Consider the following 14,457-nt stretch of genomic DNA (forward strand, 5'->3'; position numbering starts at 1 on the left):
CTCCTGGTTTGAGGGTTTGGCTTCAGCACCTCCCTCGCTACCAGGAGCCCACCCTTATGCCAACACGACACACCACAGGTTTAGGAACAGGCTCTCAGGCGGGCGACCTGAGCGGACCGGGCAGCGGGAGGCCCGAGTCGCCATAGCGCCTCCTCGCCCAGCACGGCAATCACTCGTGGGGCGTTCGGCCGGAACAGCCGATTACCTCGTTCTTCGCGAGCACGCGCCATCGATTCGACGTCCGTCGCAACCACCACGGGAGACCGTAGAAGCTGGGTGCGAGCATTCTCCGCGGTGTGAAAGAGACCAGGAAGGTGCGGATACACCATCCGGATCTCAGCCGACGCACGTTCGAGCGGGACATATTGCTTTGCCCAGTCGCTGACTCGTTCCGGCGCTGCCCGCCGTCGGGCATCGAGGCCAAGTTGGATGACCTGCGCAGCCTCCGGCCCTTTCACGCCGTACGCGACCAGGAGCGAACGAAGCTCTGCCTCCGTGATACCAAGGGTTCCGTTCTCGATCTTGGACAGCTTGCCGCGGTAGCGGCTGAGCTTTGTGTTGGCGTCATCCAATCCCATCCCCTTGGCTTCCCGAAGAGCCCGAAGGCGAGAGCCAAGGACAAGTCTCTGAACGATAGGTCCAGGGTCATCGTCGAGCATGGCCCCATCCTGCACTATGTCGATCACAGTCACTCAGGGTCACTCCTTGAGTCTCAAGTTTTCACCCGAACGGCAGAGTATCTCTTAGTGTTGCAACTTGAGTCTCAGTTGTACGCTCAATATGTCAGCGGGGCCGGATGCACTCTCCCACAGTCTCCCGGCTTCGCTGGCCTCCAAAGGAGGTCCCCTGTGATCGAGGTAGCCGCAATAGCAGGCGTTGCCGTCGTCGCGCTGATCCTCTCAGCGTTTGTCGTTGGCCTAACGATCCAGTGGGTAGCCGACTGGAGACGGGACAGGGCGTCGAGGCACCGTACAGAGCCGTGGTCGGAGATGCGGGAGAGGTTATGACCGGATGGGTGGACCTATGACTTTGAGCTGGGCAGGTAGCAAACCTCGATTGAAATACCCACAGGGGCCGTTTCGAAACTCGGGCTTCTGGATCGACGACATGATGATCTCCGATCCTCCGAGCGAGGGGGCTCGGGAACTCGGATGGCAGCCCCTTGCATGGCGCCCCCGGAACGCCGATACCGAACGGTCATTGCACAACAGTTCGAACGGATCGTAGACTCCCGGCCGCTGGCCTCCTCCCAGTGAACAGCGGTCGGGCTAGGGGCAGCGCCTGTCGAAGCGAACTCCGGGTTAGCTGACAGGCGCTGTCTTTCAATTACCTCTGAAACGACAGAAAGCCCCCTCCCAGGCCCGCTAAGGACCCGAGAGGGGGCTTTCGCTGTCTATCGTCGTTGGATCGACTTGACCCACTGAAGGGCCACCGCGGCGATCTGGGTCAACTCCTCACACCGCTTGTCGTCGTCCGGCTCGCTGAGGGCTTCATAGACCTCTTCCCGGAGGATCAGATCCCACCCAAGGGTGTCATTGGCGCGGGCCCTAGACTCACGGGAACGGATGCTTACTAGCGCGAGCTCGTATTCCCGCCGGGCGACCTCTGGATCATGTCCACCCCAATCCGGATGGTCCTGTTGGCCCCATCGTTCATTCTGGCGGGTCATCTCCAGGTCGGTTCTCAAGAGGACGCGATATGTCTCATCGTTCACGCCGCCGCCTTCCTGGCAGCCCGCGCATGAGCCGCCCTTGCTCGTAGTTGGGTCAACGTGTTTCGCTCGATGAGGTACTGGGCGTCGACGTCCGGGAATCGGGTGGCCGTAACCCTAACCGTCCTAACCTTGGGTCCGCCGATGAGCGCGCCTTCAGGTGCCCCGGATAGCCCCAGGATTCCGTGTGAACGCACATCCCGGATGACGGCATTACCGTTGACGTCGAGAATGGTCATTCGATCCTGTCCCCCCATACGTCTTCGTAGTTCCCGGACGTGCTCATTTCTTCGCTGATCTCATGGGCCCGTTTGGCGTTAGCCGCGTACTTGTAGACCTTAGAGCCGTTGCGCTTGACGCCTACGATGAGGAACCCAGTCCTCGGGATAGACGGGTCAATAGGGCCGGTCATTAGCCTACCTCATATGGACGTTCACCCTTAGGGATGTCTTCCATAGAGACCACCTCGAACCTATCCAGATAGTACCCGTCGTTGTCGCACAGGATTACGTCGAACGCCTCGGCGGCGTCATCATCGTTTGTCACGATCGGCTCGCCTGTGCGGTCGATCAGATAGACGACGTGGGTCTCGACGTCTTCCGGCTCTAACGTGATCCTGTAAACAACTTCGTCAGCCATTCGCTTCCGCCTCTCTGATTAGAGCTTCCTCTGTCTTCTTGTGCCAGAACCGGGCCTCGTAGACCCAGATGTTTTTCTCCCTATGGGCCGCCGCTAGTCGACGTTCCAACGCCTTGCAGTCGCATTCACCCCGGGTGGCCCGACGCAGGATCAGGCCACCCAGGAGAGCCCAGGGAATCAGGATCTTCATCGGTTCACGATTTCGTCGACAAGTCGGGAGAACCCGCCGACTGTTCGCAAACGTCCCGCCGAGTTCCCCTCGCACTTCTCCAACTCCCGGAGGACAGCCACAACGGCGGCTTCTGCCTCACCTCTCCAGTCAACTGGATCAGTAGTTGGCTGAATGCAAACCCCGATACCTATGCTTCGGTCGTAGGCTTCGGGAAGAACAGCCATCACGGCGTTGACCAGACGCTCAGACAGTTCGCTCACTTCAACTCCTTGCCGCCCCGGAACACACGGACCGATCGGCCGGTTGGAGATACGTAGATATCCAGTCTCTCGCCCGTATCCGGGGTAATCCTCGTGATCGTAGTCCCTCGAATCTCTGCACAGCGCTCAAAGAGGGCCGCCCCGAATCGGAACCCGTAATCGGTCAACTCGCTACGAATGTCCTTCACGGCAACCAGCTTTCCGCTGACTCGTGCCTACCGCGGTCATCAATATAGAGAGCGAACAACGGCTTCCCACACTGGATGTTGTCCCACGGGACGCCCCAGTGATTAAGCCATCCTTCGATCGCTTCGTAATCCGTCCAAGGACGGGACGTGTGAATCACGATCTTGTAGCCCTCAATACGAAGTTCGTCAGCCTTGTGGACGTTCTCGGCGATCGGGTTACCGATACCCGAGGTGGGGTTATCCGGGGTCCACAACGGGTGGGCTAGCGTACCGTCAAGGTCGACTCCGACCCATTTGAGGTCGGACCTCGGCGGGGGATTGATGTAGGTCACGAAAGGCCCTCCCAAACGACAACGGCTCGCTGAACGGAATATGGCTGCCCACCGGGACTCCCGGGCTCCCCATACACACCCGGGGTCTTGTTCGCCCGGGTGGCGATAGCCTTAGCCGTACCTTGCTGCCCGTAGAAAGCTTCGTGGGAACTACTCTGCCGGGTCCTTAGAGGGTGACCGTTCTTGTCGACCACGCGATAGATGTAGTCGGTCATCCCGCCCCCTTCGGAGCGTGGGTCTCGGGAACTTCGATCCAGGTTTCCAAAAGGTCACCCAGAGAAAACCTGATGCTCGGGAGCCACTTCGCTGTTCTTTCAACGAATACCTGGGCCTCAGACTCGGTTTCACCGCAGGACACCCGTCGAAACCACCGCAAGCCTACGTCGTCATCATCGTGGAACCACCGATATCTCGCCTTCGGCCCCTCGGACTGAGCCGCCGCATCCGCGATCGCGTCCGTCATCATCCCGGCTACGACTTCCTGATGCCCCTTCCAACGGATCAGCTCGATAGCCTGGACGTTGAACCAGACAGCCGCCGCGTGGTCCTCGTCCGTCTTACCGGCGAGGAGCTTGAACACGTGCCTAAGAAGGCTTCCCTTGGCGTGCTCCAGGGCCTCAGCGCTGTCGAACTGCTCCCAGTTCCGGGATTCATACTTCTCAGCCCCACGGGCCATCCAGTGGCCATAGCGGGTCAGCATCTGGTCTTCGTACGGCTGCTCAGCTGTCCATGCCAACTCCGGACGTTCTTTGCCGACGGCCGTATCACGCATCCCCCCACCGGGGAATGCCTTACGCTCTCCGCTGTCTTCCATCAGTTCTCCAGAGCGGCAGTAATACGAAGGCCGATGTCGTTACCCTCGTCGTCTTCAACGGCAACAATGTTCAGATCGAGCGCCGAGTTAAGTTCATCCCGGGAGAGATAAACTTCTCCACCCGCTTTTGCGACAGCCCCGGCCAGCCAACGGATAACGTCCTCGTTCACGCCTTCAGCCCTTCGATGATGTTGCCGACAGAAGCGGTGAGGTCTCGAATGGGGACCTCGTCCAACACCCGAAGGCTTTCGATAGCCCGGTCAACTTTCGTGCACAACGAATTCAGCTCCGTGGAGACCGCGTTGGCGCAGTGGTCAACGAATTCTTTAGCGCTGTTTGCCTCGACCAGCTCAGACGCCAGGTTGTCCCTCTCGATCTCTAAGGTTTCAGCCAGACGAAGGGCGTCCGTCAGTCGGCCGTTCAGCTCGATGATCTCGTTGTGCTGACGCTCGATCTCGCCACGCTGATCCGCGATCCAGGCGTCAGCGCACGTGGCCGAATAGCTCATGTCAGTTCTCCTTCAAGCCGACTTCGGGCGGTCGTCGTTTTCCAGCAAGACCTTATAAACCTGACGAGACTGCGTGTGGAAAACGCACACGCCTTCGGGATTCTTGAATTCCAGACCGGTAGCCGGAGATCCGAAGTCACGAAGCTGATCGAGGATGCTACGAAGGACATCTTCGGAGAAGACACCCGTGTAGAGGACGGGCACCGGGTAGAGACCATCGACGGCTTCCAGGGCCTCAATGCCTTCTTCGGTCGTCCATCGGGCCGTATTGAAGAGGCTGAACCTCTTCTCGCCCTTGGGCAGCCCGTAGCCTCGCTGGATTCCGCTACCCCACCATTCGCCGTAGTGGTAGCCGGGTCCGAGCGTGTCAGCTAGCGCACCCGCGTTCTCCCAAACCCACCGGGCGAACCCGAAGTTATCGTTCTCAGGGGTAATCAGACGGTTCCGCGACTGCGCGTAGACCTCGGTGCCATCCTCGCTGACGATGACGGCCGCGTTCGTACCGTCGATCTTCTCCGTGATCACGACGTCCCGAAACAGACGCGGAGTCTTCGGCCAAGCTTTGAATTCAACAGACATTTCTCTCCCTCTAGTGATCACACCCGTACCAGGTGTCTCCGAGTGACCCGGACGACGCCGGGAATTCGATTCGCTGTCCCCGGCCATGCTTCGGCTCGAAGACTGTCGACATAGCGTTGATCAACCACGCTTGGTGTCTCTTCGCGTTCTTCCGTGGGATGGAGAACACGAACTCATCGTGAATCTGAGCCTTCACCCGCCGAAGAACGGGCAGCGGGAACAACAACAAGATGTCGCACATGATTTCCCGGGTGGCGTTCTGACCCATGAGGGCCGGGGCTTGCGTGTACTCCCGACCCTTCTCCACCCGCATTCGACGACCCCAGTCGTTGATGACGTAGCCGTGTCTCCGGGCGAACTTCCGTTGTTCGTCCTGCCAGACAACCAGCCGCTTGAAGGCAGCCGCCATGCCATCGCAGAACTTCGTCGCCTCCTCAACCGATCCGCCAGCGTGGGCGGCCAAGGTCTTTGGTCCGCCGCCGTAGGTCCACCCGTGGCCGTAGGGCTTGCCCGCCTGCCTGTAGTGGGCCTGGGTCTCCTCGGACTCCATGACGACCTCGTAGCCCCAGGCCGCAATGGCGTTGAGCAGATGGCCGTCCTGTCCGGGTTGGAATCGAACGGCGTACTCGGTGTCTCCAGATTCCGCGGCAACCCCTCGGGCGTCCGCGTTGCTGAGGTCTACCGACACCAGGACTTCGTCCGGGCTGTCTGGGAGGTAGTACTTCCGTTCGACAGCTCCAGGACCACGGGCCGTCCACACGGTCAACCCAGGTTTGGTGGTCGACCATCGACCCGATGCCTGAAGCATCGTGATCTCCGGGTGAACCCTGCCGTCCGGATGGACGCTGTCCAAGGTCAGCTGAGCAAGCGACCGCTGCCCCTTGACCTCCGCCAGGGCGGCTCCAAGGTCTTCGGCATCCGTTCCCTTGGTCAGCTCGGTCAGCGTCTCGCCGGACAAGGACAACCCGTAGAACGGCGGCAGTGGCTCACGCTCCAGGCGTGAAGCCTCTTCAGTGTCCCGGGTAATCCACCGCTGTCGGGCCGCTATCTGGCTCTTGGAGAGCTTTCGGCCGTTCATCGCTATCCCAGATAGGAGTTCGTTCTCGCAGGCGACTACGTACGACCGGAGGGCCTTCGCCTTCTCTATGGCCTTCTGGGTGTCTCGCTCCCTGTTCTCCCAGCCGTCCGTCTTCGGCCAGTCGACCGACTTCGGGGTGATCCCGGCGTCGGCCAAGGCGGACACGATGACCCGCTTGCCGTCGTTGGTCGACCACGGGTTATCGCTGTCGGTCGGTAGGCCGTAGTCCTCAGCCAGCTTCCCGACGATGACGTCTCGGCGGGCGGCCAGTTCGTCCCGCCGCCGGGTAGCCGCCGGGATGTCCACCCGCCATCCGTTGGATGAGATGACAGCTGCCCTAGCAGCGATCTCCTGTTCCCGCATCGGGTAGCCGACGTAATCTCGGTCGTCGTAGCGCTCTCCATTGCCGGACAGCTTGCCGAGTTTGACCAGTTCTGCGGCGACCCGTTCTGACGCCTCAACGTCGCCGACGAGGTACGCCATATAGCGTGGGTCGTCGACAGGGATTCGACCGAAGCCAACCCAGTCCTCTTCGCCGTCCTCGACAAACTCCGCGGCCAGCTTCTTGAGATCGTCAGTCTTCCCGCCGACTCCGAGTTGGAATGCCTGTTCGTCCAACCCGTACCATTTCATGGCCTTCGCTGGGCTGTCAGCGATCAGCTCATACCCATGGCGGCTCATGTACTTGTACGGCGCCTGGTTGACCAGGGCGGCGTGGGTCATCGTGTCGTAGACCCGACCCGCCATGGCCAACCGAACCGGCTCGTTCGACTCAGGCCCGAATATGGCCTTTAGGTCAAATGCGTGGATGTTGTGGCCGACGATCCAACGTGCTCGCCGGATGACGTCCCGCATCTCTTCAAGGTCTGCGGTGAGGGTGACTTCGGGATCACCCTTCCACCGATAGCCCCCGAGGCGGAAGAAGTCTTCGGGTGGCATCGTGTAGAGCAGGTGTGCCGAATGAGTCTCAATGTCCAGGGTTACCGTGCCCTTCGGGGCAACCATGTTGTTTCCCTCCGGGTAGACGGGGCGGCCCCTTAAGGGGCCGCCAGCACGCGTCAAGTAATCGGGTATCAGAAATCCGGCTCGTCGTCCGACGACGTCTCCGGAGCCTTCGGGGCCGCCTTCTTCGCAGGGGCTTTACCCCCACCACGGTTGACCTGAATGGTCAGCTTGTTCATCGTGTTGCCGCCATTGGTCTCCTTGGCGTCGAACGAGAACCGGACCTGAACACCCGGAGTGAGAAGTTCGTCCTCCAAGGCGTTCTCAAGCACCGTCAGGTGCTGCTTAGACCGAAGCGGGAAGCTGCCTTCCACGCCATCCAGGGTGTCGACTTCCACCCACCGAACCGGGCCGAACTTGCCGTCACGCAGCTCGCCCACCCGACGGTAGGCCCCCTCGATCTTGCTACCGATTTTCGTCGCCAGACGTTCGCGCTCTTCGTAGTCGCCCGCGCCGTTGTCCTCGACGGTTTCCCACGCCATACCTATTTCTCCTTCTTCGGGGCGTTCAGCCAGATTGCCGGACACTGGTCCGGGTTGGGGTATTCGACGGCGACGCACTCAAACAAGTGGCCCATCTCGCCGTTCTTCTTCAACGTAGACTTGTATCGGCGCTTTTCGCCGTGGTCACACTCGGACGGCTCACCAGCCCAATCAGGCGGCTCTACGCTGCCCGCGGGCTGACCAGCCCTCAGCCTTTTGGGGCTGCCCCGCCGCCGATCTGCTTCTTGTAGAACTCATCGACCTTGGCCACCTGTTTCATCAGGGTCGACACCCGGCCGTCAAATTCCTTGATGCCCAGCTTGTCAGCGAGGTATTCCGCACTCCCCCGGACGACCACCCACGGGGCGTCATAGCCCCCGTGAGCCTTGAAGGTCACCGAGATTTCGTTGCCGTTGGCGTCGCTATCCGCGAACGGGTTGAAGTCAGGGTCAGCCGCCATTGGTGAACTCTCCTCCGCAGTACATCTCTCGATCTTCCATTGACCAATTGCCGATCATCGCGGGCCTTTCCTCCGGGAACATCTCCGGGAGAACCCACGATTGATACATCTCTCCTCGGGTAACCGTGATGTCGAAAAGACTCGTTGTCACAGGTCGCCCCCTTCTCTCTTGGACAGCGAATGAGCCGCCGAGTTGGACAGCACACGTCGGGAACCCGGGCCTTCATGGGTCATCTCCGACTCCCGTCGGGTCTTATTCATGGCGACTGCCAAGGCATCCCGTGCCCTCGTGAGGTTCATCCGGGAGACGCCTGCGGAGGCGTCGTAGTCCTCCGCGACATACCGGGAGAACAGCACCTCAGCGTGCCGCGGGCTGATGGCCCTCATGCCCTCTTGAGCGTCAATCCACTCGACGTGAGACGGAGACCCCGGGATATCCCCGGCTCCCCCGTTCTCCAGGATTCTCCGGACGTCATCCGTCGAGTAGTAAACCTGGGCGGAGAACACCTCTTGGTCGGCCAACTCAGCACCAACGCACTGCCGTGCGATGGCCCGCAACACCTTCCCCCGCTGACCCTCGTCGTACGACTGCAAGGACGACAGGGTGTTCGGGGACTCCAGGATCTTCACCCAGACGTCATTACGGATGTCCTCGAAGTCCAGGACACCCGTCCACGATCGGGATAGTGTTAGGGCGGCCTTCTCGACTTCCGTGACAAGGTCGATCTCTTCATTCATCCAGTTATCCCTCCACCAGCACGCGTCAAGTAATCAGGCAGCACGAACGTCGACACCGAAGACTCGCTTGCCCTCCGATGACCACGATCCACACGAGTCACACCGATAGCGCTGGTATGCACCGACCAGGGTGTGCCGGAATCCCCGAGGCTTCAGGGCTTCCGGGCCTGCCGGGCAACGAGGACAGCCGTCGGTCTCCGAGTAGAGATTGCGGTTCGGGTGCTCAGACCCGATCCACGGCAACATCTTGTCGTAGAGGTCAACCAGAAGGTTGACGTCCTGGATGTTGTACTCCTTCATCTCTTCCCAGGCGTCAAGGTCGCCCTTCATGCAGCGAAGCCAGAGGTCGAACCCAGAATGCTGTACCTTCCCGGCAAGCCCGAGTTCCTGGGAGACGTTCTGAAGCTTCGAGCTGACGAATCGGAAGTGCTTCCGGGAGGTCAGCATGAGGTCGATCTCCTTGTGAGCCGACGGGCGGCCCAGGTCTTCCAGGAGGAACGCCCGTTGCATCCACCGGGTGTCGAACCCCTTGCCGTTCCAGGACACCAGGGCATCGGCCTCGTCGAACAGCTTGAAGGCCGCCCGGATCATCTTGCGGTAGTCAGACTTCTTCGGGCCTCCGAAGAACATGATGTTCTCCGCTGGCTCATCGACCCAGCGGGCTGCGAAGCTCATGATCTCGCCGCGGTCCTTGATCTGATTGAGGCTGACGTTCTGCTTGAACAGCCCCCAGACGTAGGCCAGATTCGGCGATGTCTCGATATCCCAGGCGAGAATCCGCGGTTCGGTCATCGGTTAGCCTTCCGGGACGCCTTCTGACGTCGGTTGAGGGAACGTCGTCGGGCCTTCTCTTTCAGGGACACCGTCCCGCCGTACACGTGCTTGCCCAAGGCGTTCAGGGCGAACAACACAGCCTTCTGATAGGGCGTGCTCTCCGTCATTCGTCCTCCTCGATCGGTTGCCATGTTTTGCTATCCCGGTTCCACCGGTCGACCCATCGGCCGTTGTCGTCAAGCCGGATAATGGTCGGCGGACCGTCGCCATCCCGGACGACAGTGCATCGCCACGTCACTCCGTGATCTCCTTGCCGGTCTCGACGTCGACAAGGCGATAGGACCTGTTCGGCAGAGACCATCCCCATCCCTCGAAGGACTCGGCCTCCTGACGGGACTCCGCCCAAAGAAAGCACCCCGGCGAAAACTCGTAGGCTCGAAAACCCCCAACGAAGTGCTCTTTGCCATCAAGGAGGTGCCAACCGATGAGTGTTCGAAGCTTCGGGGTCTCCTCCTCCGCCGTGGTCGTCTTCGGCTGACCGCCGAACTTCTCGTTGAGGGCGTCCGCGATCGCCTGGGCCATCTCGGTGTCGTCGTCATACGTCGCCAGGTCCGGGATAACCACCGTTTTACCGTTGGCATCCAAAACTAGGTTCTCTTTGGCCTCGAACGGCGTGCAGTACTTCGGGCCATCCGTCGGCTTGGGTCCGATGAAAGCCATTATGTTCTCCTTCAGTTCGACGAAGTGGACGACGGGACGATGGCGGACACGAGAGCGCCCAAGCCAACGAGGGGCCAGAAGGCCAAGGACACACCGAAGATGGCGAGGATTCCCCAGACGCACAGGGTCACGTAGGCCACCCGGAGGATGATGGCGAAGAGGCCAGCAACAACGGCAGTAGCGGTTTCCATTAGTTCTCCCTAGACGAAAGAACCCGCCTCGCGGGCGGGTTCAATAGATATTCGATTGCTGCCCGGAACCTGTCCGGGTTGTCTCGGAATCTCCCGAGCAACTGGTTATCCGGTCCACATAGGAGACCGCGAATGCACTTGCCGCACGAGGTCGGCCCGGGACAGCAACTGTGATCGTGGTCGACTGCTAGCGCCTTCGTCTTCCCCGTGGCCCCACAACCCATGGCACACTGTCCACCCTGGGCCTCATACAGCTCTTGGTAGACCTCGGCCGATATCGAGTACACCTTCTCCAGCCGAGATGCCCTAGCGCGCTCTCGGGTGGCCTTACGGCGAGCCCTGATGTGGGTCACACAGAGGTCGACCTTGGGGCTAACCTTCTTTGTCGGCCGGACGGTCTTCACGCCGTCCTTGATGCAGTCCAGGCAGACGACGGTCTTACTCAACGCCGAAGTGCTTGTTCAGCAGACGCACAACCAGTGCCGCAAACTCGGCATCCTGGTCTGAGTTCGTGGTCACACCGTCGAATTCGGCCAACCGGTTACCCCGGCTGTCCACGACGAATTCCTGGAACTCTCCGGCGGTCTGGAAGGGCACGGTCACCCGAGGGGGTTCGATCGGCTCAGGCTCCAAACCGATGAAGCTCAGTTCGCGGGCAGTCTCCACGGGTTCCGGGTCAAACAAGGTCACCCGCTCCACCAGCGGGTTCGACCCAGTCCCATCCGACAAATCCACATCGACCGAGCCAAGTCTCCAATAAGGTCTTTCGGCCCGCATAACTGTTCCGACATATTTGTCACCCGAGAGGTATCCGTACCCAACCACCCGATCACCCGGTTTGATCTCCGTCATCGTCTCTCCCTAATATCCGAGTTTTCCTTCTGACACGTACACCGGGAAACCCCCCGGTCCGCTTACGGTCTTCCCGATCCACCGGGCGCCGTCTTCGCTGTCCTTCGACTTCGTCACCGTCACCGAATACCGATGCTCTCCATCGGGTTCGGCGAACAAGATGTAATTCGTCTTCCCGTAGAAGGCCCCGTGCTGCCCGGCCATCTCCTTGGAAACCACCGGGTTGCCCTCTCGGTCGACCTTCGGCGCCTTCGGATGGTGGAGGAAGACCAGGGTCACCCCCGCTCGGGTTGCGATGTCCTTCAAGGCCATCACGATGCGGGCTGCGTCGGTGTTGATGGACAAGCCGCCTGTGACGTACTCCAGCATGTCGACGACAACGAACCCGAATGGCTTCATGTAGCTGACCGCGCGCTCTACGGAGCGCGGGTTATCCAACTGGAGATTGCCGGGTTGGACCTCGATCATCCTTGGGTCAGGACTCAATCCATGATGCTTGAACCACGCCCGGAAACGATTGGCCACCGAGGTGAACGCCTCAGCCGCCAGATAGAGGACCCGGGTGGCCTCGACGTCCGACCCCATGAACTCTCCGGCCGTCGCCAGCTGTCCACAGAGGTCGACCATCATGGCCGTCTTCGCTGCCCGGCTGCCCCCGTAGAGCATGATGGCTTCGTTCTCCGCTATCAGCTCTGGGACAACCCATGCTGTCGCCTCCATCGGAGCCATGAGATCAGCGGCGTCCTCCCGACGGAGATGAACGGCGTCCTCTCCCTCGATTTTCTCCAGGGCTTTCCGTCGCCCTCGCTCCCGGATCTCCTGCCGGGTGGCTTCCTCGGCCACGAGATCATCGAGATCCGGCTCAGGGTCGCCCGGTAGCCACGGCTCTACCTTTTTCAGAGCCGACTTGATCGACCTTCGGGCATCGGACAACGTGCCGCCTGGGCGATCCCGATAGGCATCAAGGAAGGCTTCCTCGATCTCCGGGTCGGTCATGCCGACACCCATGGCGACCGCGGCATACCTCATCGACAGCGGGCCAAGGCGTTCCCAGCCCTCACCGGCAGGCATCTCGCGAACCCGCTGGAGAAGACTCTCCGGGTCGGACGGCAACGGAGTCGTCTCCAGACGACCGATACTCTCCTTCACCCGGACGAGGTCAACCCAGGCGGCGGGGAGCACCGGGAGGTCATCCCGGGCTACTACCTTTTGGAACTTCCATGCCCGACCGTCTGAGAGAGCCGTAGGCTCTACGAAGAGGAGACCACCGTTGCCCCCGGCCGCCCTGATGTCGACGTCCTTGACCGGGACACCCTGGCGGCTGGACAACTCGACGCCCTCAGGCGCCCGGTAGAGCAGGTGTCGCCCGCCGCCTGAGGTGTTCTGAACCATCGGGGTAGTCGGGGGCACCAAACCAGCTGACTTCAGGTTCCCCCAGCCGTCCTTGCCTGGCCCCTGGTCGATGTCGACGGCGACGATGCCCGACAACGCGCAGACGATGACCACGCCGTCGTAGTCGGCCCAGTGTTCCCGAATGGCGTCCGGGTCGGTCGGGTATTCAGCGCCCTTCTCGGGAGACCAGTGGCCAGCCTTGAACCGGGGGATCTTCCTGACCTTGCCGTCGTCCCCGGTGACCAGATCGACATGGACCGGGTAGCACTTGAAGCCAAGTTCGGTGTACTGGATGGCGGCTTCAGCGGCCGGATTGGTCATCGTTTAGCCTCCGTTCAAGGCGGTCACCGAGACGCAGACGACGAGGGTAATCACGAAACCGATCATCCCGGAGCCGATTGTCAGCAGAACCAGCCACTCGGGGATATCCTTCGTCGGATCTTCGTTCTGGATATCCAGGGCCTTCGCAGCATGTTCCTCAGCCAGCCGGATGTATTCCTCACGAGTCACGCTGCCTCCACAACATCCGGGTCGAAACCGTCCTGCCAGAAACCGCCGGTTTCTCCAGTGAACGGCGGCACCCGCCGACGAACGGCGCTCATGATCTCCGGGTCCGCCAACCTATTCGGCGGGTCGGAGACTTCGCCTGGGATGACATAGAAGGCGTCCAACACCGTCTCCAGCATGATGAGATCTGGATGCCCGTAGAACATCGCCTGGATCTCTTTGTCGTCCACGTGAATGCAGGCTTTGCGGTCAGCGTAGAATGTCCAAGCCATATTCCACTTGTTGTCGAATGCTTTGTTCAGACGTCCGATGTGAAACGTCGTCCACGGGGTCTCCAAGGTTTTCTTAACCCGGATCTCGTAGTCCCTCTTCAGGTCCCAGTTCTTCTCCATGGTTAGCTCCCTTCGAGCTGTCGGCGGAGGTGACGAAGCGACCGAAGGGCCTCGTCAGCGTCGGCCATCTCGGGGAGCGTCGGGAGAAGCGGAGCCAGCGAAGCCAACTCCCGAATCAGGGAGACCACCCGGGTATATGTATCCGCGATGCTCGGGACAACCGCGGCCGCATCGCCTTCTGCGTAGACCTCGTGGGGATCGAGTCGGTCAGTCATCGGGGATCACTCCTCGGAGAACACGCGGGCATTGAGGGCGGCGGCGATGAACTCACCCAGTTCATCCAGAGTGGATTTATCTTCTTCGTCGTCTCGAAGGTCAATATCGAACGCGAAGCGTCCGTTGGCCTGGAAGATCGTTCCGCCGCCATAACGAAAGGGTGCGACGTAACGCGGGGTTTCAACCTTCGGAGCCGGGCCAACCAGGGGACGACTAGGGCCCACGTCGGGTTCCAGGTTTTCGGGGTAGACCCCTGTTCTAGGGTTACCGTCGTCCCATTCAACATAGGCAACGTTGTAGCCAATTTGCTGGAGAACCCCCGTTTTTCCGTTCCACTCTTCATTCATGGGTTCCCCGCTGTCAAACCCACGGCGTTCGAAGTAGCGAACTCGGTCTCCAACCTTCAAAGTGCTCATGTTTCTCTCCCTAGCTTTCTCGGTGCCGTCAGCA

24 protein-coding genes are annotated in these 14,457 nt (G+C 60.6%); all 24 read right to left on the reverse strand.

Annotation, left to right across the window (positions count from 1 at the left end):
• Positions 1–80: 80 nt before the first annotated feature.
• Positions 81–692 carry a Scr1 family TA system antitoxin-like transcriptional regulator gene (locus ACZ5ZX_RS39505; RefSeq protein ID WP_465507116.1) on the reverse strand — a complete coding sequence of 204 codons (612 nt, stop codon included), beginning with the start codon at positions 690–692 and terminating at the stop codon, positions 81–83.
• A gap of 701 nt (positions 693–1,393) precedes the next feature.
• On the reverse strand, positions 1,394–1,714 hold the full coding sequence (locus ACZ5ZX_RS39510) for a hypothetical protein (RefSeq protein WP_465507117.1): 321 nt from the start codon (positions 1,712–1,714) through the stop codon (positions 1,394–1,396).
• 408 nt (positions 1,715–2,122) lie between these two features.
• Entirely contained in the window at positions 2,123–2,350 is a 228-nt protein-coding gene (locus tag ACZ5ZX_RS39515; RefSeq protein ID WP_465507118.1) for a hypothetical protein, read from the reverse strand.
• A gap of 186 nt (positions 2,351–2,536) precedes the next feature.
• Positions 2,537–2,782: a hypothetical protein gene (locus ACZ5ZX_RS39520; RefSeq protein WP_465507119.1), complete on the reverse strand. Its 246-nt coding sequence runs from the start codon at positions 2,780–2,782 to the stop codon at positions 2,537–2,539.
• A 184-nt stretch (positions 2,783–2,966) separates the two neighbouring features.
• Positions 2,967–3,302, reverse strand: coding sequence for a hypothetical protein (locus tag ACZ5ZX_RS39525; protein WP_465507120.1), 336 nt, complete (start codon positions 3,300–3,302; stop codon positions 2,967–2,969).
• Between the two features lie 211 nt (positions 3,303–3,513).
• On the reverse strand, positions 3,514–4,116 hold the full coding sequence (locus ACZ5ZX_RS39530) for a dATP/dGTP diphosphohydrolase domain-containing protein (RefSeq protein ID WP_465507121.1): 603 nt from the start codon (positions 4,114–4,116) through the stop codon (positions 3,514–3,516).
• Positions 4,116–4,286, reverse strand: coding sequence for a hypothetical protein (locus tag ACZ5ZX_RS39535; protein ID WP_465507122.1), 171 nt, complete (start codon positions 4,284–4,286; stop codon positions 4,116–4,118). Before ACZ5ZX_RS39535 ends, ACZ5ZX_RS39530 begins: the two co-directional genes overlap by 1 nt.
• Positions 4,283–4,624 (reverse strand): hypothetical protein, encoded by a 342-nt coding sequence (locus ACZ5ZX_RS39540; protein ID WP_465507123.1) that lies wholly within the window; start codon positions 4,622–4,624, stop codon positions 4,283–4,285. Before ACZ5ZX_RS39540 ends, ACZ5ZX_RS39535 begins: the two co-directional genes overlap by 4 nt.
• 12 nt (positions 4,625–4,636) lie before the next feature.
• Entirely contained in the window at positions 4,637–5,203 is a 567-nt protein-coding gene (locus tag ACZ5ZX_RS39545; protein ID WP_465507124.1) for an RNA ligase family protein, read from the reverse strand.
• Positions 5,204–5,213: 10 nt separating this feature from the next.
• Positions 5,214–7,286, reverse strand: coding sequence for a DNA polymerase (locus ACZ5ZX_RS39550; protein WP_465507125.1), 2,073 nt, complete (start codon positions 7,284–7,286; stop codon positions 5,214–5,216).
• Between the two features lie 68 nt (positions 7,287–7,354).
• Positions 7,355–7,765: a hypothetical protein gene (locus tag ACZ5ZX_RS39555; RefSeq protein WP_465507126.1), complete on the reverse strand. Its 411-nt coding sequence runs from the start codon at positions 7,763–7,765 to the stop codon at positions 7,355–7,357.
• Between the two features lie 208 nt (positions 7,766–7,973).
• Positions 7,974–8,225 (reverse strand): hypothetical protein, encoded by a 252-nt coding sequence (locus ACZ5ZX_RS39560; protein ID WP_465507127.1) that lies wholly within the window; start codon positions 8,223–8,225, stop codon positions 7,974–7,976.
• On the reverse strand, positions 8,215–8,334 hold the full coding sequence (locus ACZ5ZX_RS39565) for a hypothetical protein (protein WP_465507191.1): 120 nt from the start codon (positions 8,332–8,334) through the stop codon (positions 8,215–8,217). Before ACZ5ZX_RS39565 ends, ACZ5ZX_RS39560 begins: the two co-directional genes overlap by 11 nt.
• A 38-nt stretch (positions 8,335–8,372) precedes the next feature.
• Positions 8,373–8,963: a hypothetical protein gene (locus tag ACZ5ZX_RS39570; RefSeq protein WP_465507128.1), complete on the reverse strand. Its 591-nt coding sequence runs from the start codon at positions 8,961–8,963 to the stop codon at positions 8,373–8,375.
• A gap of 33 nt (positions 8,964–8,996) precedes the next feature.
• The gene (locus ACZ5ZX_RS39575; protein WP_465507129.1) at positions 8,997–9,755 is read right to left on the reverse strand and encodes a ribonuclease H-like domain-containing protein; all 759 of its coding nucleotides are present in this window, start codon (positions 9,753–9,755) and stop codon (positions 8,997–8,999) included.
• Between the two features lie 276 nt (positions 9,756–10,031).
• Positions 10,032–10,457: a hypothetical protein gene (locus tag ACZ5ZX_RS39580; RefSeq protein ID WP_465507130.1), complete on the reverse strand. Its 426-nt coding sequence runs from the start codon at positions 10,455–10,457 to the stop codon at positions 10,032–10,034.
• 11 nt (positions 10,458–10,468) lie between these two features.
• Positions 10,469–10,648 (reverse strand): hypothetical protein, encoded by a 180-nt coding sequence (locus ACZ5ZX_RS39585; protein WP_465507131.1) that lies wholly within the window; start codon positions 10,646–10,648, stop codon positions 10,469–10,471.
• A complete protein-coding gene (locus tag ACZ5ZX_RS39590) occupies positions 10,648–11,052 on the reverse strand; it encodes an endonuclease VII domain-containing protein (RefSeq protein WP_465507192.1) in 405 nt (134 codons plus the stop codon). Before ACZ5ZX_RS39590 ends, ACZ5ZX_RS39585 begins: the two co-directional genes overlap by 1 nt.
• A 34-nt stretch (positions 11,053–11,086) precedes the next feature.
• Positions 11,087–11,500 (reverse strand): hypothetical protein, encoded by a 414-nt coding sequence (locus ACZ5ZX_RS39595; RefSeq protein WP_465507132.1) that lies wholly within the window; start codon positions 11,498–11,500, stop codon positions 11,087–11,089.
• A gap of 9 nt (positions 11,501–11,509) precedes the next feature.
• Positions 11,510–13,213 carry an AAA family ATPase gene (locus ACZ5ZX_RS39600; protein WP_465507133.1) on the reverse strand — a complete coding sequence of 568 codons (1,704 nt, stop codon included), beginning with the start codon at positions 13,211–13,213 and terminating at the stop codon, positions 11,510–11,512.
• Positions 13,214–13,216: 3 nt separating this feature from the next.
• Positions 13,217–13,402 carry a hypothetical protein gene (locus ACZ5ZX_RS39605; protein ID WP_465507134.1) on the reverse strand — a complete coding sequence of 62 codons (186 nt, stop codon included), beginning with the start codon at positions 13,400–13,402 and terminating at the stop codon, positions 13,217–13,219.
• Entirely contained in the window at positions 13,399–13,791 is a 393-nt protein-coding gene (locus ACZ5ZX_RS39610) for a hypothetical protein (RefSeq protein ID WP_465507135.1), read from the reverse strand. Before ACZ5ZX_RS39610 ends, ACZ5ZX_RS39605 begins: the two co-directional genes overlap by 4 nt.
• Before the next feature lie 2 nt (positions 13,792–13,793).
• Positions 13,794–14,006 (reverse strand): hypothetical protein, encoded by a 213-nt coding sequence (locus ACZ5ZX_RS39615; RefSeq protein WP_465507136.1) that lies wholly within the window; start codon positions 14,004–14,006, stop codon positions 13,794–13,796.
• Between the two features lie 6 nt (positions 14,007–14,012).
• A complete protein-coding gene (locus tag ACZ5ZX_RS39620; RefSeq protein WP_465507137.1) occupies positions 14,013–14,423 on the reverse strand; it encodes a hypothetical protein in 411 nt (136 codons plus the stop codon).
• Positions 14,424–14,457 lie beyond the last annotated feature (34 nt).

The organism is Amycolatopsis sp. NPDC033938, assembly GCF_055575975.1.